Origin of the sequence: Bacillus sp. FSL R5-0712, assembly GCF_038593285.1 — a bacterium.
Taxonomy (GTDB): Bacteria; Bacillota; Bacilli; order Bacillales; family Bacillaceae; genus Bacillus; species Bacillus safensis.
This window is the reverse complement of record NZ_CP151981.1, coordinates 1,327,273-1,347,907: the sequence shown is the minus strand read 5'-3', so window position 1 is coordinate 1,347,907 and position 20,635 is coordinate 1,327,273. Positions and strand designations below refer to the sequence as shown.

At 41.1% G+C, this 20,635-nt stretch carries 22 protein-coding genes and 3 riboswitches; of the genes, 7 read left to right on the top strand and 15 right to left on the bottom strand.

All coding sequences use genetic code 11. The features are described from left to right. Positions 1-76: 76 nt before the first annotated feature. Positions 77-295, bottom strand: coding sequence for a hypothetical protein (locus NSU11_RS06690; RefSeq protein WP_024424687.1), 219 nt, complete (start codon positions 293-295; stop codon positions 77-79). A gap of 379 nt (positions 296-674) precedes the next feature. Continuing rightward, positions 675-1,421 (bottom strand): glucose 1-dehydrogenase, encoded by a 747-nt coding sequence (locus NSU11_RS06685; protein WP_171464184.1) that lies wholly within the window; start codon positions 1,419-1,421, stop codon positions 675-677. A gap of 168 nt (positions 1,422-1,589) precedes the next feature. On the opposite strand from NSU11_RS06685, the gene NSU11_RS06680 reads away from it, so the two are divergent. After that, positions 1,590-1,952 carry a winged helix-turn-helix transcriptional regulator gene (locus NSU11_RS06680; protein WP_034667321.1) on the top strand — a complete coding sequence of 121 codons (363 nt, stop codon included), beginning with the start codon at positions 1,590-1,592 and terminating at the stop codon, positions 1,950-1,952. 432 nt (positions 1,953-2,384) lie between these two features. Here the strand turns inward: NSU11_RS06680 and queF are convergent, their stop codons facing one another. From queF to NSU11_RS06655, 5 genes are all read right to left on the bottom strand, one after another. Next, complete coding sequence (gene queF / locus NSU11_RS06675) at positions 2,385-2,882, bottom strand: preQ(1) synthase (RefSeq protein WP_024426839.1); 498 nt, start codon at positions 2,880-2,882, stop codon at positions 2,385-2,387. A 15-nt stretch (positions 2,883-2,897) separates the two neighbouring features. Then, entirely contained in the window at positions 2,898-3,629 is a 732-nt protein-coding gene (gene queE, locus NSU11_RS06670) for a 7-carboxy-7-deazaguanine synthase QueE (protein ID WP_034623358.1), read from the bottom strand. Beyond that, positions 3,622-4,062 (bottom strand): 6-carboxytetrahydropterin synthase QueD, encoded by a 441-nt coding sequence (gene queD / locus NSU11_RS06665; protein WP_024424684.1) that lies wholly within the window; start codon positions 4,060-4,062, stop codon positions 3,622-3,624. The genes queE and queD overlap by 8 nt, the downstream gene beginning before the upstream one ends. Continuing rightward, entirely contained in the window at positions 4,063-4,719 is a 657-nt protein-coding gene (queC, locus tag NSU11_RS06660) for a 7-cyano-7-deazaguanine synthase QueC (RefSeq protein ID WP_024424683.1), read from the bottom strand. A gap of 158 nt (positions 4,720-4,877) precedes the next feature. Next, positions 4,878-4,922, bottom strand: a riboswitch (PreQ1 riboswitch). A gap of 71 nt (positions 4,923-4,993) precedes the next feature. Further along, positions 4,994-6,037 carry a membrane protein gene (locus tag NSU11_RS06655; RefSeq protein WP_034623360.1) on the bottom strand — a complete coding sequence of 348 codons (1,044 nt, stop codon included), beginning with the start codon at positions 6,035-6,037 and terminating at the stop codon, positions 4,994-4,996. Positions 6,038-6,281: 244 nt separating this feature from the next. On the opposite strand from NSU11_RS06655, the gene NSU11_RS06650 reads away from it, so the two are divergent. The 3 genes from NSU11_RS06650 to motB all read left to right on the top strand — a co-directional run bounded on the left by NSU11_RS06650 (position 6,282) and on the right by motB (position 10,320). Then, the gene (locus tag NSU11_RS06650) at positions 6,282-8,384 is read left to right on the top strand and encodes an ATP-dependent Clp protease ATP-binding subunit (protein ID WP_024426836.1); all 2,103 of its coding nucleotides are present in this window, start codon (positions 6,282-6,284) and stop codon (positions 8,382-8,384) included. Between the two features lie 378 nt (positions 8,385-8,762). Beyond that, positions 8,763-9,557 (top strand): flagellar motor stator protein MotA, encoded by a 795-nt coding sequence (gene motA, locus NSU11_RS06645; RefSeq protein ID WP_024424680.1) that lies wholly within the window; start codon positions 8,763-8,765, stop codon positions 9,555-9,557. Continuing rightward, complete coding sequence (motB, locus tag NSU11_RS06640) at positions 9,550-10,320, top strand: flagellar motor protein MotB (RefSeq protein ID WP_024424679.1); 771 nt, start codon at positions 9,550-9,552, stop codon at positions 10,318-10,320. Before motA ends, motB begins: the two co-directional genes overlap by 8 nt. 192 nt (positions 10,321-10,512) lie before the next feature. Here motB and NSU11_RS06635 read toward each other — a convergent pair whose 3' ends face one another. Then, a complete protein-coding gene (locus NSU11_RS06635) occupies positions 10,513-10,968 on the bottom strand; it encodes a MarR family transcriptional regulator (protein ID WP_024424678.1) in 456 nt (151 codons plus the stop codon). 204 nt (positions 10,969-11,172) lie between these two features. Here NSU11_RS06635 and NSU11_RS06630 point away from each other — a divergent pair, with 204 nt between their 5' ends. Beyond that, complete coding sequence (locus tag NSU11_RS06630) at positions 11,173-12,678, top strand: ATP-binding protein (protein ID WP_024424677.1); 1,506 nt, start codon at positions 11,173-11,175, stop codon at positions 12,676-12,678. 46 nt (positions 12,679-12,724) lie between these two features. On the opposite strand, the gene NSU11_RS06625 is transcribed toward NSU11_RS06630, so the two are convergent. From NSU11_RS06625 to NSU11_RS06600, 6 genes are all read right to left on the bottom strand, one after another. Beyond that, the gene (locus NSU11_RS06625; protein WP_024424676.1) at positions 12,725-12,967 is read right to left on the bottom strand and encodes an aspartyl-phosphate phosphatase Spo0E family protein; all 243 of its coding nucleotides are present in this window, start codon (positions 12,965-12,967) and stop codon (positions 12,725-12,727) included. A gap of 300 nt (positions 12,968-13,267) precedes the next feature. Further along, positions 13,268-13,798: a cupin domain-containing protein gene (locus NSU11_RS06620; protein ID WP_171464183.1), complete on the bottom strand. Its 531-nt coding sequence runs from the start codon at positions 13,796-13,798 to the stop codon at positions 13,268-13,270. A 16-nt stretch (positions 13,799-13,814) separates the two neighbouring features. After that, positions 13,815-14,453 carry a methylthioribulose 1-phosphate dehydratase gene (locus tag NSU11_RS06615; protein WP_197172798.1) on the bottom strand — a complete coding sequence of 213 codons (639 nt, stop codon included), beginning with the start codon at positions 14,451-14,453 and terminating at the stop codon, positions 13,815-13,817. Then, entirely contained in the window at positions 14,417-15,112 is a 696-nt protein-coding gene (locus NSU11_RS06610; RefSeq protein ID WP_171464181.1) for a 2-hydroxy-3-keto-5-methylthiopentenyl-1-phosphate phosphatase, read from the bottom strand. Before NSU11_RS06610 ends, NSU11_RS06615 begins: the two co-directional genes overlap by 37 nt. Next, positions 15,112-16,362 carry a 2,3-diketo-5-methylthiopentyl-1-phosphate enolase gene (mtnW, locus tag NSU11_RS06605; RefSeq protein WP_166644677.1) on the bottom strand — a complete coding sequence of 417 codons (1,251 nt, stop codon included), beginning with the start codon at positions 16,360-16,362 and terminating at the stop codon, positions 15,112-15,114. The genes NSU11_RS06610 and mtnW overlap by 1 nt, the downstream gene beginning before the upstream one ends. A 72-nt stretch (positions 16,363-16,434) precedes the next feature. After that, positions 16,435-16,536, bottom strand: a riboswitch (SAM riboswitch). A gap of 44 nt (positions 16,537-16,580) precedes the next feature. Beyond that, entirely contained in the window at positions 16,581-17,771 is a 1,191-nt protein-coding gene (locus tag NSU11_RS06600) for a pyridoxal phosphate-dependent aminotransferase (protein ID WP_133743890.1), read from the bottom strand. 163 nt (positions 17,772-17,934) lie between these two features. Further along, positions 17,935-18,094: riboswitch (SAM riboswitch) on the top strand. Positions 18,095-18,173: 79 nt separating this feature from the next. Here NSU11_RS06600 and mtnK point away from each other — a divergent pair. Together mtnK and mtnA are read left to right on the top strand one after the other, a co-directional pair. Beyond that, entirely contained in the window at positions 18,174-19,367 is a 1,194-nt protein-coding gene (mtnK, locus tag NSU11_RS06595) for an S-methyl-5-thioribose kinase (RefSeq protein WP_056766282.1), read from the top strand. 6 nt (positions 19,368-19,373) lie between these two features. Next, on the top strand, positions 19,374-20,435 hold the full coding sequence (gene mtnA / locus NSU11_RS06590) for an S-methyl-5-thioribose-1-phosphate isomerase (protein WP_024426829.1): 1,062 nt from the start codon (positions 19,374-19,376) through the stop codon (positions 20,433-20,435). A 24-nt stretch (positions 20,436-20,459) separates the two neighbouring features. Here the strand turns inward: mtnA and NSU11_RS06585 are convergent, their stop codons facing one another. Beyond that, positions 20,460-20,597 carry a hypothetical protein gene (locus NSU11_RS06585; protein WP_162860203.1) on the bottom strand — a complete coding sequence of 46 codons (138 nt, stop codon included), beginning with the start codon at positions 20,595-20,597 and terminating at the stop codon, positions 20,460-20,462. Between the last annotated feature and the right edge of the window lie 38 nt (positions 20,598-20,635).

The window sequence follows — 20,635 nt, the reverse complement described above, 5'->3', positions numbered from 1 at the left end:
AAATTTGGCTCGTTTGACAACTTTGCTCTATTTGAACAATCACATATGAAAAAGACTGATACCACTTAAAGAGGGGTCAGTCTTTTTGCGTATGAAAAGTTTGCATTTCCGCCTTCGTCTTGTACATCTCGACTTCCTCGGGTGTGATCACTCCTTTATCAATCAAGAGGGCAATCACTCCAAGCAATGTGGAGGCACTCCATTTATACCGTTCTTTGTTTTGATGTTCAAGCATTTGAAGCTCTTCCTTTAGTTCCATTAGCAGCTGCTCTGCCCGCTCTTCTTTGTTTGCCAACTCAAACGCCTCCGTTTCTCATTCATTGCCTCTATTTTATCTTACATCAAATGAGATAAGCAAAAAAGCATCATCCCTCTTTACAAACATACGTTCTGTCATGTATAATATGTTTACGAGCTGGTAGCCCCCAGCCGTCCTAGCAAGTTCTATTCCCATTCGTATGAGAAGAGTGACATGACTCTTCTCTTTTTTTATGGTTGATTCGCAAAAAAAGACATGCATCCGGCATGTCTTTTCCTTCTTTCTCATTTTACATATCCATCATCAAACTTAGTTTGCAGCATTTATGGTTACTCAGGACATAAGGAAAACGACTTTTTTATACGACTCAAGGAAATCCCCATTAAGGACGATTTGTAATCCCTTCGCAGTGACATTATACCTGTGCTAGCCCGCCATCTACGAACAATTCAACACCCGTCAAGTAACTGCTTTCGTCTGATGCAAGGAAAGATACAGCGTTTGCTACTTCTTCAGGTGTCCCAACTTTTCCAACTGGAACAGTATTTCTGGCATTTTCCATCGCTCCTTCAAGTGCATCACCAAAAAGCTCATCGTATGCAGGTGTAAGAATCACTCCTGGACTTACCACATTTACACGAATTTCAGTACCTTTTAGGTCAAGAATCCAGTTGCGAACTAGTGCTCTTAATGCTGCTTTAGATGCTCCATATACACTAAATGCTGGGTTGCCAATTGATCCAGCAGTAGAGCCCGTTACAATAATAGAACCTACTTTGTCCGGGAATAGTGATAGCGCTTTTTGAACAGTAAAAATGGTTCCTTTCACGTTAATGTCGAACGTTCTATCAACCTGCTCTTCAGTAATTTCACCTAATGGAAGGAAGTTGCCGATGCCTGCATTAGCAAAAAGGATGTCCAACTTACCTTTTTCCTGCTTTATCATGTCATATAGTTTGTCTAAGTCTTCAAGCTTAGAAATATCACCTTGAACACCGGTTACGTTCTTGCCAATTTGGTTAACAGCTTTATCAAGTTCGTTTTGTCTACGTCCCGTGATATAAACATATGCACCTTCGTTTACAAATTTTTTTGCTGTAGCAAGACCAATCCCACTTGTTCCACCCGTTACAAGCGCTATTTTACCTTCAAATTTCCTCATACTTAACACTCCTTTAGAATTCATATTATTTTATGTCTAGTACCTTTAAATACTTGAAGAACAACTTACAAGTAATAGTATCCTTCAGTAAGCACATTATCGGAAGTACCCACTTTTTTGTGATATAGTAACTAAAAAGAAACAAATGTGGAATGGAGAGCTCTAGACATGAAAAAATTTAGCTGTGGGTTTGAAGTGACAAAGGAAGTGATTGGCGGAAAATGGAAAGGACTTGTATTATACTTTTTAATGAATGGACCAAAGAGAACGAGTGAATTAAAGCGCATTATCCCAAATATAACTCAGAAAATGCTGATTCAAACTCTTAGAGAGCTTGAAGCCAGTGGACTTGTGACAAGAAAGATGTATAATCAAGTACCGCCGAAGGTTGAATATTCATCCACTGAACTTGGAAAATCTCTTAAACCTATCTTGCAGGAGCTCTGTCAATGGGGGAGCCATTATGCGGAGCAAGAGTATGCAGAAGGTGAATATGAAATTGTACAACCAGAACAACTAAAGTTAGGATAAATGTAGCTGCTGAAGTAAATGCTAAACAACTTCAATAGCCTCACCTAACAAATGAGGAACAGTCATGAAATAAATGAGATTGTCAACTTTGAAAGTGAAGTTCTAATCAGAAGTGTCATGGACTATATTCAGGAGAGCTTTGATGAAATTCAAAAATGAGCTGTTTCAAATGTTAAAGAGAAGGTTCAGTAACTTAACCAAACAATAATGCCTATGATCTCATAATAGGCATTTTTTCTTTCGGATAAAAAAGAAAAGACGTACAAATTGTACGCCTTCATCTGCTTCTGTACTATCAATTTTTCACTGCATAAAAGTCACAGTTCAGGTTGCACCTCAGGTCACACTTTTTCATACAATTCTCATGAGTATTTTCAGGTGTGACTTTTTCCACTTTAATGTGACACCAATTCGTTTCACACAGCGGAATAATTACCGATTATCAATCGTCTCCGGATACATATCATGGTTCATCATACGGTATTCTGCCATTTCCTCATATTTCGTGCCAGGTTTCCCGTAGTTCGTATATGGGTCAATGGAAATACCGCCTCTTGGCGTAAATTTGCCCCAAACTTCAATATACCTTGGGTCCATCAATTCAATCAGGTCGTTCATAATAATGTTCATACAGTCCTCATGGAAGTCACCATGGTTACGGAAGCTGAACAAATATAATTTTAACGATTTACTTTCGACCATGATTTCATTTGGGATATAGCTGATATAAACTGTCGCAAAATCAGGCTGACCTGTTTGCGGACATAGTGATGTAAATTCTGGGCAGTTGAATTTCACAAAGTAATCTCTATTTGTATGTTTATTTGGAAACGTTTCAAGCACTTGTGGTGCATAATCAAACAAATAATTGGTTCCTTGGTTTCCTAGTAGCGTGACACCTTCTAATTCTTCTGGTTTTCTTGTCGTCATGTCATCTCTTCCTTTCTATACGCCTCGTTTATTTCCCCACAATAACGTGTGCAGCTGCGGCAGCACTCTTACGCGGTTTAAGTCTGGATCTTGCGCGACTTGATTCACAAGCGCTTCATATTTCTTTAATAAATGCGTTAATAAGTACGCATCATCACCTGTCGTTGTGTCATCATTTCCTACCTGCAAATAAAAAGGAAGCTCAGGATATTTCGCATGAACATCCTTCGCATACGCAAGATCACGATCGTCAAAAATCACGACTTTCAAGCTAGCATGCTGCAATCTATTCCCGCTTTTCAGCTCATCTATGATACGTGTTAGTTTCGTAAAATCTGTTTTCATATTCGAGCTTGGTGGCTTAGGAGAAATGGTTAAATCATCAATTTTCAAAAACCATTCCTGATACATCGTCCCTTGTGTTTCAAGCGCTGTATCAATTCCTTCTTCATGCAGCAAATCAATGAGGGATTCCATTTGTTTTAAAAGCGCCGGGTTTCCCCCTGAAATGGTGACATGAGAAAAAGCCTGTCCGCCTATTCTTTTTAATTCTTTGACAATGTCTTCTGCCTCAAGCCACTGAATGTCATGCTTCGCTGAGCCATCCCATGTAAAAGAGGAATCACACCAGCTGCACGAGTAGTCACAGCCAGCCGTTCTGACAAACATGGTTTTTTGTCCAATGACCATTCCTTCTCCTTGAATGGTTGGACCAAAGATTTCTAATACGGGAATCGCTTTAGCCATTGATCTCAACTCGTTTCGGACGGTAAATGCAATAGCTTGTTGGTGTCTCTCTGACAAAGACCTGAACACAGGTCGGCTTGTTCGCTAAAGTCGATAAATACGCTGCAACTTTGTCATGTACGGTCTTTGCCACCACCTCAGTGGTTGGCATCGCGTATCGATCGTTTGATGAGAATTCCTCATGATCATTGAGCAGCGTGTGATCGTACTGCCCATGAATGAGCTTCTTCAATGTACTGAAATTGACAAGGAAACCCGATTCATCTAGCTCGTCTCCCGCAATCGTGATATTGATGGTGTACGTATGACCATGAACACGGCTGCATGCGCCCGCATCTTCCCGCGGGATGAAATGGGCAGCTGATACATGCATGTCTTTATTTAATTCAAATGAAAATGGATGATCGGTTTGTGGATAGATTTGAGAAAGCATTTATTTTGCCTCCTTCATTTCCATATAAGTGTCATAGCCATTTTTCCGCAGCTTACACGCAGGACATTCCCCGCAGCCATCAGAGATGATGCCGTTATAGCAAGTGAGCGTTTCATTTTTCACAAAATCCAGCGCATTAAGCTCGTCTGCCAGCTTCCATGTTTCTGCTTTATTCAGCCACATCAGTGGTGTATGAATCACAAATGGTTTTTCCATTGCTAAATTCACTGTGACGTTGCAAGATTTCACAAACTCGTCACGGCAATCTGGATAGCCGCTAAAGTCTGTCTCACAAACACCTGTGATAATATGTCTTGCTCCAATTTGATACGCTAATATAGAGGCGAAGGATAAGAACACTAAGTTTCTTCCTGGTACAAATGTGGAAGGAAGCTCTCCTTCTTTTTCCTCAATGTCAATGTCATCTCTTGTTAAAGCATTAGGTGCCAGTTGATTTAAAAGTGACATATCTAATAGATGATTCTTCACACCTAATTTGTCAGCGATTCTTTTGGCGACATCAATTTCTTCTTGATGACGCTGATTATAATGAAAGGTCACTGTTTCTACCTCTTCAAATTGTTGAAGTGCCCATAATAAACAGGTCGTACTGTCCTGTCCCCCGCTAAAGACAACGACTGCTTTTTCATTTTTCATTTTCTGTTCTCCTCCTTTTGCAGATGGTACAACCGTACAACACTGCATCTGAAAGGCTCCTGAAAACCCCTATTTTTCTCAAAAGAAAAGACACCTTTACATGTGTATGAGGTGTCCCAGCCATAAAAAATAAAAAATGCCACATCCAAGGATACGGCAAGTCCTTAGTTTTTTATAGAGGGTTTTGCTAGAACCTCTCCCGTCTTCACGGATTTTTGTTCAATTTTCACAGAGGATAGTGTACCACATATTTTTCATACAGGCTATCCTTTCTTTACTTATCTAGCGGTGCAGGCACTTTTTTTAGACAAAGAAAGAGGATAAAAAAGATGCTGACATAGCCAAAAACCGGATAAACCGTTGAAATCAGTGTACCGTAACCAATTTTACTAATCACATAGCAGCATATGAGAATAAGGGATATCGTAAAGATGCTGTTCATTCGGATATATGCCCTCACTTGTCTCTCCAGCCCGTATAAATTGCCTATGACGGATGTAAAAACTTCACCGAAGATGACAAATAAATAAATGAGATGAATCGAGTTTGCAACTTGATACACCACCTGGGCCATTGGAATATCAAACGCCTCCAGCATATCTAATGAAGAAAGAGATAAGAAGCAAGCAAGCAAAATGAGTGTCAGCATGACACCCCCAAGCACCGCTCCCTTTTTAATGACTGCTTCAGAGGTCATTTCATTTGCGACGGGTACTAACACTGCCTGTGACAGTGCTAAATTAAAGGCACCATATGACACTGCTGATAATATCCACTCGCCCTCACCCATTTGCAGCGCAAGAACATAACTTTCACTGCTGCTAAACACAAATGAATCAAGAAACACGATCATTGAAAAGAAAATCAGCATTGGAACGACAAGGACGTTGACGCCAAATAGCCCTTTTGAACCTTTAAAGAGTACAATGACGCTCAGAATGATCGTCAAAAAGATCCCATATTCCTTCGATATACCAAGTTGTTCTTCAAAAATAGCCCCTGCGCCTGAAATCATCACTGAGGTGACACCAAGTAAAATAAAAAACATGACAATATTAATATATCGACTCGCAGCTGCGCCAAATAAAAAACGGTTCATATCTTGATAAGATTCTGCTTCGATTCGTTTCGAAATCAGCATCATTTTTGCACCAAGACCAGTAAAAATAACACCGCTAATCAGGATTCCTAATAGTCCAATCCAGCCAAAACGAACAAAAAATTCTACGATTTCTTTTCCTGTCGCAAACCCAGCTCCAACCACTGTTCCTACATATACAAAGGCAAGCTGAAAAGCGGATTCATTTGAACGTTTCATGTGACCCCTCCGCACCCATCACTTTCGATTGTTCCTTTTTTATCCTATGAGACAAGTTCCTTGAAAAGAAGGACAAACCATGATTAAATGCAAAAAAGGATTTTTATTCCCCTTTGAGCAAAACAGTTGAAAGTCAAAATAGGTCAGAGTATACTATAGTCAAAGATGGTCAAACAATAGACCATTTTCTTTAACATTCATTGGTCAAATAAAGTCAAACTTTATTTTAAGGAGGTCATGGCAAATGCGTTGTCAACATTGTCAAGTAAATGAAGCAACTATTCGCCTGAATATGCAAGTAAATTCGTCCCGGAGCCAAATGGTTTTATGTGAAGACTGCTATACCTCTTTGATGGAGCAGTCAAAAATGAAAATGGGACCGCAACTCTTTGGAGGAAGTTCATTCTTCTCTCAGGCAGCAGGTCATGCCCCAAACATGGAGCAGCCAAAGCAAAAAGGCTTACTCGATGAGCTTGGCCGTAACTTAACAGATGGAGCAAATGCTGGTTTAATTGATCCAGTCATTGGCCGTGATGAAGAAGTCGCAAGAGTCATTGAGATTTTAAATAGAAGAAATAAAAATAACCCTGTTCTTATTGGTGAACCAGGTGTTGGGAAAACAGCGATCGCAGAAGGACTCGCGCTCAAAATTGCGAGCGGCGATGTGCCAAATAAATTAAAGAACAAACAAATTTATTTATTAGATGTTTCTTCACTTGTCGCAAACACAGGTGTACGCGGTCAATTTGAGGAAAGAATGAAGCAGTTAATCAAAGAACTGCAAAGCCGTAAAAATATCATCTTATTTGTAGATGAAATCCATCTTCTTGTGGGCGCAGGATCTGCAGAAGGATCAATGGATGCTGGAAACATTTTAAAACCAGCCCTTGCAAGAGGTGAACTGCAGCTAGTAGGTGCGACGACATTAAAAGAATATCGCCAAATTGAAAAAGATGCTGCACTCGAACGGCGCTTCCAGCCCGTCATCGTAGATGAGCCAACACAAGATGAAGCGATCGACATCTTAAAAGGCATTCAAGATAAATACGAGGCTTATCATGGTGTCACCTATTCAGATGAAGCAATCAAAGCGTGTGTTCAATTATCTTCGCGGTATATTCAAGACCGCCATTTACCGGATAAAGCCATTGATTTAATGGATGAAGCTGGTTCAAAAGCGAACCTCTCCATTGATGCAGCAAGTGAAGATGAGCTGACAAATCGATTAGCGGAAATTGCCGCAGAAAAACAAGCTGCGCTAAAAGAAGAACAATATGAAAAAGCAGCGAAGCTTCGCGATGAAGAAGAAGCCATTGAAGCAAGACTTCAAAACAAAACAACTGAAAAAGAGCATATCGTTACAGCAGAGGACATTCAGGCCATTGTGGAACAAAAAACAGGCATTCCTGTCGGGAAACTCCAAGCAGACGAACAAACTAAAATGAAAGAAATTGACGTCCGTCTAAAAGCACGAGTGATTGGGCAGGAGCATGCGGTTGATAAAGTGGCCAAAGCCGTGAAAAGAAGCAGAGCTGGATTAAAATCGAAACATAGACCAACAGGCTCCTTCCTTTTCGTTGGACCAACAGGTGTCGGGAAAACCGAATTGTCTAAAACGTTAGCTGAAGAATTATTCGGTTCAAGAGATGCGATCATTCGTTTAGATATGAGTGAGTACATGGAAAAACATTCTGTGTCCAAACTCATCGGTTCTCCTCCTGGTTACGTTGGACATGATGAAGCCGGCCAGCTGACTGAAAAAGTGCGCAGAAAACCATACAGCATCATTTTGCTGGATGAAATCGAAAAAGCACACCCAGATGTACAGCACATGTTCCTGCAAATCATGGAAGACGGCCGCTTAACAGACAGCCAAGGCAGAACGGTCAGCTTTAAAGATACAGTCATCATCATGACAAGTAACGCAGGCACCGCAGATAAAACAGTCAAAGTGGGCTTCCAATCTGATCAGGAAGAAGCGTTTGAGGAACAATCACTCATTGATTCACTGAGCAGCTACTTCAAACCAGAATTTTTGAACCGTTTTGACAGCATCATTCAATTTGATTCACTAGACAGAGAGGACTTAGTGAAGATTGTTGATCTTCTGCTCAATGAGCTGTCAGAGCAATTAAAAGAGCAGAATTTAACAGTTCATGTCACAAATGAAGCAAAAGAAAAGATCGCAGAGCTTGGATATCATCCTGCATTTGGTGCTCGTCCACTTCGAAGAACCATCCAAGAGCACGTTGAAGACCAAATGACGGAGATCCTGCTTGAAGAGGAGCAGCTTTCTGGATTTACTGTGGATGTTGAACATGACGAAATCGTCGTAAAAAAAGGATAACTACATCTTCAGGATGATATGCACCTCCATCATGTTGCGGCGTCTAAGTTCCATCTGAACGCCGACGCTCCCCCGCCTCTTTTCCTTTACGATAAAAGAAAAAGAGGTGGATCATATGATGAATTGGAGCTACGATCTTGTCAAAATCATATATGAAGAAAAATTAAAAGAACTGCTTCATTTAGATGAACCAGCTCAAAACGATTAAATGGAGACTCCCTTTATATGAGAGGGAGTTTCTTCTTTTACATATTCAGAAAGCGCTTTCGTCAAAAATTCTTCACAGAAACTGTCTTAATTTTATATTCTGACTAAAACCATTCTAGAACACACCGATATTAACTATAGAAAAAGATAGTTAAAGGATTTGGTGAGATAATGGACAAAACATCGTTAATTGGTATTATTTTAGCATTTATTGCACTAGGTGTCGGTATGGTTTTGAAAGGTGTGAGTCTAACTGCTCTTCTCAACCCGGCGGCTATATTAATCATTATTGTTGGAACGGTTGCAGCTGTTGTCATCGCATTCCCTTCTAGTGAAATTAAGAAAACACCAAAATTGTTCGGAAAAATTTTCAAAGACAGCCAGCTTCCAACGATTCAAGAAATGATCCCTCTATTTTCAAACTGGGCACAAATTGCGCGTCGTGAAGGTCTTTTGGCATTAGAAGCAAGTCTTGAGGAAGTCGATGATGATTTTTTAAAGAACGGGTTAAGCATGGCAGTTGACGGCCAAAGTGCTGAATTTATTCGAGACGTCTTAACAGAAGAAGTTGACGCCATGTCTGAACGACATCAGTCAGGTGCATTAATCTTTACACAAGCTGGTACATACGCTCCGACGCTAGGGGTACTTGGCGCCGTTGTCGGACTTATTGCCGCACTTGCCAACATGGGAGATATTGAGGCACTTGGACATGCAATCAGTGCTGCCTTCGTCGCCACACTGCTTGGGATTTTTACCGGGTATGTATTATGGCATCCATTTGCCAACAAGCTGAAGCGTAAATCAAAGGAAGAAGTAAAGCTTCGTCTGATTATGATCGAAGGTATTCTGTCTGTTCTTGAAGGTCAGTCTCCAAAAGTCATTGAACAAAAACTTCTTATGTACTTACCAGCAAAAGAACGTGCAAATCTTGTCATTGAAGAAGGAGAAAATCAAAATGGCTAGGAAACGTAAAAACCATGATCATGAAGACCATGTAGATGAATCTTGGCTTATCCCTTATGCCGATCTTCTGACGCTTCTTCTCGCCCTCTTCATTGTGCTTTTTGCATCTAGTTCAATTGATGCGGCAAAATATGAACAGATGGCTAAGTCTTTTAATGTAGTTTTTACTGGCGGTACCGGTGTTATGGATCAATCCAGCATGCAAAGCACGGAAGAAACTGAAAACAGCAACCAGGTCAAGAAAGCAGCCGAGGAAGAGAAAGATGAAGAAGCCAAAGCAAAGGCTAGGGACCAAGCGGTTCTCACAAAGGTCAAAAAGCAGGTCGATTCATTCATTGCAAATAAAAAACTTGGTGCCAAGCTCGAAACAAAGCTTACGGATGAAGGACTTCTCATTACGATTGAAGACAGTATCTTCTTTGATTCTGGGCGGGCAGTTATTCGCCCTCAAGATGTCCCGTTAGCAAAAGAAATCTCAAAACTGCTCGTCATTAATCCCGCACGTGACATTGTCATTAGCGGACATACAGATAATGTACCGATCAGAAATTCAGAATTTGAATCAAACTGGTATTTAAGCGCCATTCGCGCTGTGAACTTTTTAAATATTCTTCTTGAAAACAGCAATCTAAACCAAGAGAACTTTAGTACAAAAGGATACGGCGAATTCAAACCGATTGCCTCAAACGATACAGCAGAAGGCAGAAGTAAAAACCGGCGTGTAGAAGTACTCATTTTACCGATTGAGAAAAAAGCGAAATAAAAAAAGAAGCCAGGGGCTTCTTTACAGATTGTTGACAAAGGGCTAAAATGATCTCTATTTTAGCCCTTTTTCTTCTTTTCAGCGTGATAGAATACCTTTGCAGTCTAGGAACGAGCACCGGCACGCAGGACTAACGCCGAATGCGAGGGATTGCCTGCACGCTGAAAAGGAAGCCAGCGGCTTCCTTTTTATTTAGTCTTGATGATCATATAAATGCTTTGCACGCAGCCCTACATGTTTGAGCATATCAATGCAGACATCTTTCTCTTCTTCGCTCAGGACACTGATCATCTCATGAATTTCTTTCGCATGATCTGGGAAGATGTCATCAAGCAAAGCTCGTCCCTGCTTGGTAATATGCGCAAATGTCACTCTGCGGTCTTCTGCACAAGCCTTGCGACTGAGGAGTTCTTTCTTCTCCAATTTATCGACCACATACGTGATGCTGCCGCTTGCAAGTAAAATCTTATCACCGATTTGCTGAAGCGGCTGATCACCTTTATGATATAGCAATTCTAGCACAGCAAATTCAGTTGGATTCAGCCCGTGCTTCACAATATGTTTGTTCATGTGATGATTAATTGAGCGATAGGCACGTGATAATACAATAAATAGTTTCAATGATTTTTCAACATTATGATTTTCCATTTTTTATCATCCTTTATGAAATGCAACCTACTAATGTGACATTAATAAACAATAAGTAAAATGTCAACATTTTGATCCATCTTTAGCACGAAAATGAGACCAGAACGAATCACCTAATTTTTTAAAAATCACACAAGTCATCGTAATAAAGATAGGTTCAATGCTATAATAAGTCTATTAGGTAATACGTTGGAGCGATGAATGATGAGTATACTGAAAGGGTTTTGGAAGAAGATCAGGCTTTACCTTATTTTGGTCATGCTTCCAACCCTAATCATTAGTTATTTTATCTACGAAAAAGAAACTGAAAAAATCGATTTAAAGAACAAACAAACCGCTACACTTATGTTAAATATTCACAAAAACCAAATGAATTATTTAATAAGTGAGACAGAAGCGAGATTAACTTCCCTTGCCATGGGATTTGACCAGCCGCTTGAGACGAAAAAAGTACAAAACATCCTAGAGAAAATCTATAAACAAGAACCTCGTTTTTCAGGTCTGTATCTCCTAGATAAAAAAGGAAATGTAACAGCAAGCACCACCCCGTTAAAGGAAAAAATCAACCTATCATTCAGAGATTACTTTAAACGCATTCAAGTGACCAAGCAGACCGTGATCACAGACAACTATGTGAGCCGAATTACAAAACAGCGGATTCTCTCCATTTGTGTGCCTGTTCTCGATGAAAACGAAGAGGTCACCAATGTACTGATTGCCGCCATTCAAATTGATTATTTAAGAAATATTATGAATGTATTGAACCCTGATCTTCATTTTAAGATGCTGAATCAAAATGGACATGTCGTATTTACAAGCGGTCCACAGCCAGTACCCGAGGGCGGCAGCACCGTGTCTACATATTTAGATGAAAACAGCTGGAAGCTGGAGGTCTTTCCGCAGCGTGCTTCAACTAGTGAAGTGCTGTCTGTGATGCTCATCCCTTTATCCAGTGCGTTTATTTTATTAAATATTTTATTCACACTCGTCCAATATATCGTGTTAAGGCGGCAAACTCAGCAGGAGCGTCATGAAAATGAAGCGCAAAAGCTTGAATTGATCGGAACACTCGCAGCAAGTACAGCACACGAAATTCGCAACCCATTAACAGGGATTAGCGGATTTATCCAGCTATTGCAAAAGAAGTATCATTCAGAAGAAGATCAGCTCTATTTTTCTGTCATCGAGGAAGAAATTAAACGGATCAACCAAATCGTCAGTGAATTTCTTGTATTAGGAAAACCAACGGCAGAAAAATGGCAAAATAACTCTGTAAAAGAAATTGTAAGTGAGATCATGCCGATCGTTTTCTCTGAGGCAAACCTTTATAATGTGGAAGTGGATTTGCAAATCAATACGATTCAAGATGTGGGCGTGTATTGCACAAAGGATCATATTAAACAAGTCGTTTTAAATGTAGCAAAGAACTCTTTAGAAGCGATGCCAAACGGCGGTCATTTGAAGATTGTGATCGAAGCTGAAAAAGAACATGTCATCATTAAAGTAGAGGATACAGGTGAAGGCATACCAGAAGAGATGTTAAAGCACATCTTCCTCCCCTTTATTACGTCGAAGGAAAAAGGCACAGGTCTTGGGCTTGTCGTGTGTAAACGAATCATTTCGATGTATGGCGGAACAATTGATATTCATAGCGAAGTGAATAAAGGAACGACTGTTATGATCATGCTTCCTTCTGCTCACTCAGCATAACTGAAGATGTCAGCCGGTTTTGCTTATGCAAGACCGGTTTTTCATGTCAATAAGAGGGGCGGTTCACAGATAAAAGACTCATTTGAGACACAAGATCATGAAAGGAGGGGGCAGATTGTTTCTCATGAAAAAGAAGATGCTGATACTCATTCATCAGGTTGTCCAGTTCTTGACTATATTTAATTGTCTTCTCACCAGTGTACCCTTCCACTTGAGCAGCTTCTACCATTTGTTTTCTCTTCTCATCAATGGACATCAGCAATTGTTCTTTCCTTACATAAATATTCATGATCTCAGCTCCCGCAATGATTTCGACTGTCTATGCTCAAAATGATCCGACACCAAAATTATACTTTATTTGTAAATTAAATTAAATATGCTTATTTTATTTAATTTTTTACAGCCTAAAGACCTTTTACCCAATCAAATTTGGGGGTAAACTTCAAATTTGGACAGGACTGACACATTGATTAAACAGAATTTTATCCTATGCAGAAGATCAAAATCAACTATTTTCTTTCTCATTTTATGTCTAATTTCCTAAAAAAAAGCTGATCTTCCGCCTCATGCAGAATGATCAGCTCTATCATTAAACCGTTTCTTCCTCGTAAATCGGCACCCAGCCCTCAGTTGTGACAAATATGCGAACTGCGACCACTTTGCGATCCTCTTGAAGTGTAAAGTAATGACGAATGTTTGGCGGCACAGAAATTAAATCACCTGGATTCAATCTCACATCAAAAAAGATGCCATCCTTGCCTTGAATAGCAAAGATTCCGTGCCCGCTCACAATAAAGCGTACTTCATCATCTGTATGGTGATGCTCACGTTTAAAGTTTTGGAGCAGCTCATCAAGATTTGGAGTGGCATCAGACAATGAAATGACATCCTGCGCTTTGTACCCTCTTTTTTCAGAAATACTTTGGATTTCCTTTTGGAAAACAGTCAAAATCTCTTCCTTTTCCTCATCGGTTAAATCATACTTTTCTGATAAACGGTTTGGCAGCTTTTCAATATCCCAATGCTCATAAATGACCCCTTGGTTTTCTAAATATGATGCTACCTCTTGTTCGTTCTCAAGTAATGTGTTCTCTTCGTTATGAATCAAAATCGTCGCCATATGCTTTTCCTCCTTTTTATCTTACAAGCTGCTGTTGATAAAGCGCTAATTTTAAGTGATAGCTAAATAAAAATTCATATGCTTCTAATACTCGTTTTGCTTCAAAGACTGTTTTTCCCCAGACCGTGATGCCATGATTGCGAATGAGTACAGCACCAGATGACGCCTCTAGTGTCAGATGTTTGGCAAATTGCTCTGCAAGATGCGGAATATGAGCTGGATTTTCAATAATCGGAATCGACACTTCTGCATCCTCTTCCCAATAACCAAGCGCTTTGATGATTTCGTTGCCTTTAAAACGAATCTCTCCCTTATCCCCATACAGCTCTGACATCACATTATTATCGATTGTATGGACATGGAGGCAGCAGCCTGCTTTCGTCCGTCTATACACGTACGTGTGAAGCAGTGTTTCAGCTGATGGCCTAAGCGTCTCGTTCGGATCATGTGGCTGGCCTGCCGCATTTACTAGCACAAAATCTTCGTTTGTTTCTTTTCGTTTATCTTTGCCGCTTGCCGTCACCAAGAACGTGATTGGATCATCCGACACCTTGATCGATAAATTACCGCTTGTTCCGAAAAACCAGTCTCTTTGGGCCAGTTCACGTTTAACATCTGCTAGCTCCTGCCAGCGTTTGCTCTTTGCGTCTGCCATTCCTTCACTTCCTTTATTTGAACAAATTGCGCGTGTAGATCAATAAATGTGTCAAACTCCTTATGTACGAGCCCGAGCTCTTGACATTCATTGAGCAAGTAGTCGCGCGCAAACGTAAGATCTGCATGTTTCGCCGCCTCCACATCAGTCACTGAATCTCCGATCATGATGATGAAATCATCCTCATGAGTCAGGTTTCGAATGATTGAGGGCTTGCAGCATCCGCACCCATTTTGACATTGCGTATCGCAGGCATGCGGCCATTCAATCTGAATATGCTCTTCCCCAAATGATGCATGATTGCAATAAATATCGTATCGATCGACAATGCCTTCGAGGATGGGGTAGACAAAAAAGTCCATCCCCCCACTAAGTACATAGAAAGGAATGTCTGCTTTTTTTACCTCATCCACAAATTGCTTAAATCCTTCTCGAATCTCTGTATCCTCTAAAATAAATGATTGAATGGCATCCTTCTGATCACTTGTCAGTAATTGAAACATTTGCCCGACGCCTTCTTGAATGGTGATTTCCTTTGACAGGACACCATCCTTCAACTTCGTCCATTCACTTGGTGCAAACTGTTTCATGATGCGGATGATATTATCATTTTTTGTAATTGTTCCATCAAAATCACAACATACAATTGGTTTTTTCATTATTCTGCTACCCTTCCCCAAAGATCAAGTGCCGCTTTTAAGTCTTGGCAGGAAGCCGCCTTATCTTGGATGGACTCTTCATGAATCACGGCATCAATGATCGAACGAAATGCCTGCCCTCCGCCGATGGCTCCCCGCGGATGTCCGTGAATGCCTCCACCTGCATTTATCACATGATCAATTCCAAAATCTTTGATCAATACTGGAACCATTCCTGGATGAATGCCTGCTGACGGGACAGGGAATGTTTTTTGAACCGTATCCTCTTTCACGCAAGCTTCATAGATTCCAAGGGCATCTTTTTTCGGAAGTGCAACCGACCCATAAGGTGAGGGGAAAAGGCTCAAATCAGCGCCAGCATATCGATTTAATTTGCCTAAAAGAAGAGAATGCGAGAATCCATATTCAGGAGAGGATGTCAAAGCACCACTCACAGCGGGATGCGCCATAATCGGCAGTGGAATGTCTGGGTCCTCAGCTAGGCTTTGCATGACATCCAGGCCGTAAGCAAAGACATTGAATAAGAGCGCATCTGCCCCAAGTTCAGCGGCCTTTCTCGCCCGATCCTTCAGGTCAAAGGTTCTGCCCGTTAAATTGACAGCATACAGCGTGCGGTGTCCTGTCTCTTCATAGGTTTCTTTTAAAATCGCTTTTCCTTCTTTGATTCGCTCTTCAAAAGGAGCTAATGGACTTTCAAATAAAATTTCATCGTCTTTGATGAAGTCAACCCCGCCTAATGCCTGTAAACGGAGCTGCTCTTTTAAATCCTGCATATCACGGCCGATAACGCCTTTAAAAATACTCATCAATAATGGACGATCAAACACATTTACCTTTTTTCGAATGCCATCAATTCCAAATACAGGTCCTGGCAGGCTTTTTTTAAATTCTTCAGAAAATTGGATATCGACTAGCTTCACTTTTCCATCTAGTGAAAGCTTTCCAAAAATCGTCGTGAAAACTGCTGGTAAATCAGCTGAAAAGTTTGCCTCAGGATAAGCAATCGTCACCTCTGATTGATAAAGACCATTTTCGGCTGGAGCAGCCTTTTCTAATACTTTTTCAACTCGGCCTTTATGCTTTTGAAGCTGCTCCTTTTTGAGCTGCGGCAAATCCGTCCATGATCCAACTGTTAAACCAAGCGCGATCTGCTCCGCTTTTCGATTTATTTGTTCATCCTCTCGATGTGTTAATACGTATGTTGCCAGTAATTCACTCACTAGGAATCCCCTTTCGATTGCGTCATGCATATGTTCAATAAAAAAACCTCTTCAAGTGCTTCTTGAGCGCCTTAAAGAGGTTGTTTCGTGTCATTCGTCCGAATCTTATCTCTCAGCGCTTGCTGCAAGAATTAGCACCGTGCTTCATGGAAGTCGGTTGCCGGGCTTCATTGGGCTAGTCCCTCTGCCTACTCTTGATAAGAATATTCAATTTTCTTAAATATTGCCTGAATTATCGCACCATTTTTTTATGTTGTCAATGGCTTTTTTTCAAACAGATTCAAAGCAGCGATGCGCTGAGCAGCTTCTTGTAACCGCTCCTCACTTGTTAGAAGTCCTACTCTCACGTACCCTTCACCGTGATCACCAAAGCCATTACCTGGCGCAACCACAACATGTGCCTTCTCTAATAATAAGTCAGAAAAGGCTTCAGATGTATATCCTTCCGGCACCTTTAACCAAGCAAAAAATGATCCCTTTGGTGCACTGACTTCCCAGCCAATTTCTTTGCAGGCAGCAATCCATACATTCCGCCTTTTCTCATATCGATCATTTTGCACCTGTACGCACGTTTGATCGCTTAATAGGGCTTCCGCTGCTGCATCTTGAGTGGCTTTAAACAGGGAGACAAACAGATGATCCTGATAAAGCTCAATGGCTTCAATAACAGACGAATTTCCAGCTGCAAATCCTACTCTCCACCCTGCCATATTATACGTTTTAGACAATGTGTAAATTTCTATTCCCGTCTCTTTCGCTCCCTCTATTTGCAGAAAGCTGAGCGGCTTTTCTCCATCAAATCCAATGCCGCCATATGCAAAATCATGGACAACACATAGCTTGTGATCTTTCGCAAATGTAACGGTTTCTTCAAAAAATGAACGGCTTGCCGTAGCCCCCGTCGGATTGTTGGGGTAATTTAAATACATTAATTTTGCCTTTTTCTTATCATCCTCAGGCAGCAAATCGTAGTCAGGTAAAAAATCATTTTTTTCAAGAAGTGGCATGGTTACCATATGCGCTCCAGCAAGCACAGCACCTGACCAATAATCAGGATAGCCAGGATCAGGGACAAGAAGCGTATCACCCGGATTCAGCAGGCATTGCGGCAGCTCAACAAGCCCTGCTTTTCCGCCAAATAAAATCGCAATTTCCGTCTTTGGATCAAGTGTGACGCCATATTCTCTTTCATAAAAAGCGGCAGCAGCCTTTTTTAATTTCGCTGTTCCACGGAATGAGGAGTATTGATGATTTTCAGGTTTTGCTACCGCTTCCTGCATGGCTTTTACAATGTGCGGAGGAGTTGGCTGATCAGGATTTCCCTGTCCCAAATTAATGATATCTGCCCCTTCCTGCACTTTTTTCTGCACCTTTTGGACAAGGGACGCAAAAAATTGCTTCGGTAATTGTTTCAACACATCTGATTGCTGGAATTCCATTTCTTCACCTTCTATTCAAGTTACGTGACAATACAATCACTGTAATGGATTGTTTTATGAATTGTAAAGCAATTTTGAAAAAAGATTGACATGTAAAGCAACGCTCTGATAATATCTTGAATTAAGAAATGCAAACAGACACGAAACAATTACATATTGATTTCTCTTATCGAGAGTTGGGCGAGGGATTTGGCCTTTTGACCCCAACAGCAACCGACCGTTAATACCACTGTGAAGTGGGGCGCAGCAAGTAACGCGCCAAGACAATTGTCTTATAGGGCACGGTGCTAATTCCATCAGACGTATGTGCTGAGAGATAAGAGAGGCTTTGAGCATACACACCATCAAGCCTCTTTCTCTCAGGAGAAAGAGGCTTTTTTATATGATTTGGAGGGGAAGCAATTGGTTACACTTACGGCATCATATGAAGAACTAACAGAAAGCTCGGCAGTTGCACTCGCAATTAGACTTGGTTTGATCCAAGAAAGCAGCCATTTGACATGTACTGAAATTGGTGACGGGAATTTAAATTACGTCTTTCATATTTATGATCACAAACAAGAAAAAGGATTGATCATCAAGCAGGCGCTGCCTTATGCAAAGGTGGTTGGGGAGAGCTGGCCGCTTACATTAGACCGGGCAAGAATTGAAAGTGCCGCCCTGATCAAGCAGTCAGAATATGCGCCGCACCTCGTACCAGCAGTCTACTATTCAGATACAGCTCTTGCAGTGACAGCCATGGAGGATCTCTCTCACTTAGAAATCGTCAGAAAAGGGCTAATTGCCGGAAAACAATATCCGCATTTATCTGATCATGTTGGAGAATTTTTAGGAAAAACACTTTTTTACACATCTGACTTTGCTACAAATCCTAAAATCAAAAAACAATTTGTGAAGCAATTTACGAACCCTGACCTGTGTGATATTACAGAAAAACTCGTCTTCACAGACCCTTTCTTTGATAGTGAAACAAATGACTTCGAAGAAGAATTAAGAGAATCAGCAGAAGCGCTTTGGAAAGATCTTGAGCTGCAAGCCAAAGCAGCGGAATTGAAGCGTATCTTCCTGACATCAGCTGAAACATTGGTTCATGGAGATCTTCATACAGGCAGTATTTTTGCAAATGAGACTGAAACGAAAATCATTGATCCAGAATTCGCGTTTTACGGTCCCTTTGGATTCGATATCGGCCACTTTATCGCCAATCTGTTCCTGAATGCTTTATCTCGCGAGAATGAACACGAGCAGCAGCACCTTTTTGACCATGTCGTCAATGTATGGGCAACCTTCAAAGAAGTGTTCACAAAAGCTTGGAAAGAGGACAGCATTGAAGCGTTTAGTGTATCGGACAGCTTTTTAGAAACAACCTTTGACCGGATTTTAAAAGAAGCGACAGGCTTTGCCGGCTGTGAGCTTGTCCGCCGAACAATTGGTCTTGCTCATGCCGCTGATCTTGATGCGATTCCATCACCAACTAGACGGATTCAGCAGAAAAAAGCAGCACTGACACTTGGAAAAACATTTATCAAACAATATCATACAGTGGAAACAGCGTCTGATCTCGTCGCATTATTCCAGCCATCTGTAAAGGAGTGACGGGTTTTGTCAAAAGAATTTGAAGTCCCCCGTTCTGTCGAATGGGAAGAAAACCGTATTCACATTTTAAATCAGCAAAAATTACCGGCCGAAACCGTATTTGAGCATTTATATACGAAAGAAGATGTGTATGATGCGATTGTGTCATTAAAAGTACGCGGAGCGCCTGCGATTGGCATTACAGCAGCTTTTGGGCTGGCGCTTAGTGCGCAAGCCATTGAGACAGAAGAAATGGATGTGTTTAAACAAGAAGTCATACGAATCAAAGAATATTTAAACAGTGCTCGTCCAACCGCTGTGAACCTCGCCTGGGCATTAGACCGGCTGCTGCAGCGCATTCAGCGTGCAGCATCAGTGAATGCAGCCAAAACAGACCTTGTCCATGAAGCCATTCAAATTCAAATTGAAGATGAAGAAACATGCAGACAAATCGGTCAAAATGCTCTTCAGCTCTTTAAATCAGGTGACCGTATCATGACCATTTGTAATGCAGGCTCCATCGCAACGAGCCGGTACGGAACAGCCCTTGCTCCCTTTTATTTAGCCAAAAAGAAAAATCTTGATCTTCACATTTATGCATGTGAAACACGCCCTGTTCTTCAAGGTGCTCGTCTGACAACATGGGAGCTTATGCAAGGCGGCGTGGATGTGACGCTCATTACAGATAACATGGCAGCCCATACGATGAAGGAAAAGCAAATTTCTGCTGTCATTGTTGGAGCTGACCGTATCGCCCGTAATGGAGATACAGCGAATAAGATTGGAACGTTAGGTCTTGCCGTTCTAGCCAAGCATTTTAACATTCCGTTTTTTGTAGCAGCACCGCTTTCAACCTTTGATGTATCCACCCGCGACGGATCAGATATTCCAATTGAAGAGCGCGACCCGCTGGAAGTAAAGGAATTAAACGGCGTCCCCATTGCACCGCCTGATGTTCAGGTATTCAATCCCGCCTTTGATGTCACTCCTCATCATCTTATTTCAGGCATCATTACAGAAAAGGGAATTATCACTTCGAACTATGCAGAAGAGATTGATGCTCTTTTCGCCGAAAGCATCTCTCAATAATCGCAAAAAAGCGCCGTGTTCTTGTCATTTAAGAGCACCGCGCTTTTTTGTTTCTTGATTCGTTTTTGTTAAGATTTCTTTTTTTTGTTCTTCTGTCAAAACGTTCATTTTGACACATAGTGACGTAACGGCATACATTTTACCTTTTTTGCCCCAAAACATGCCAGCGCCCTCCTTTTTCCCTCAACCAACTTTTTTAG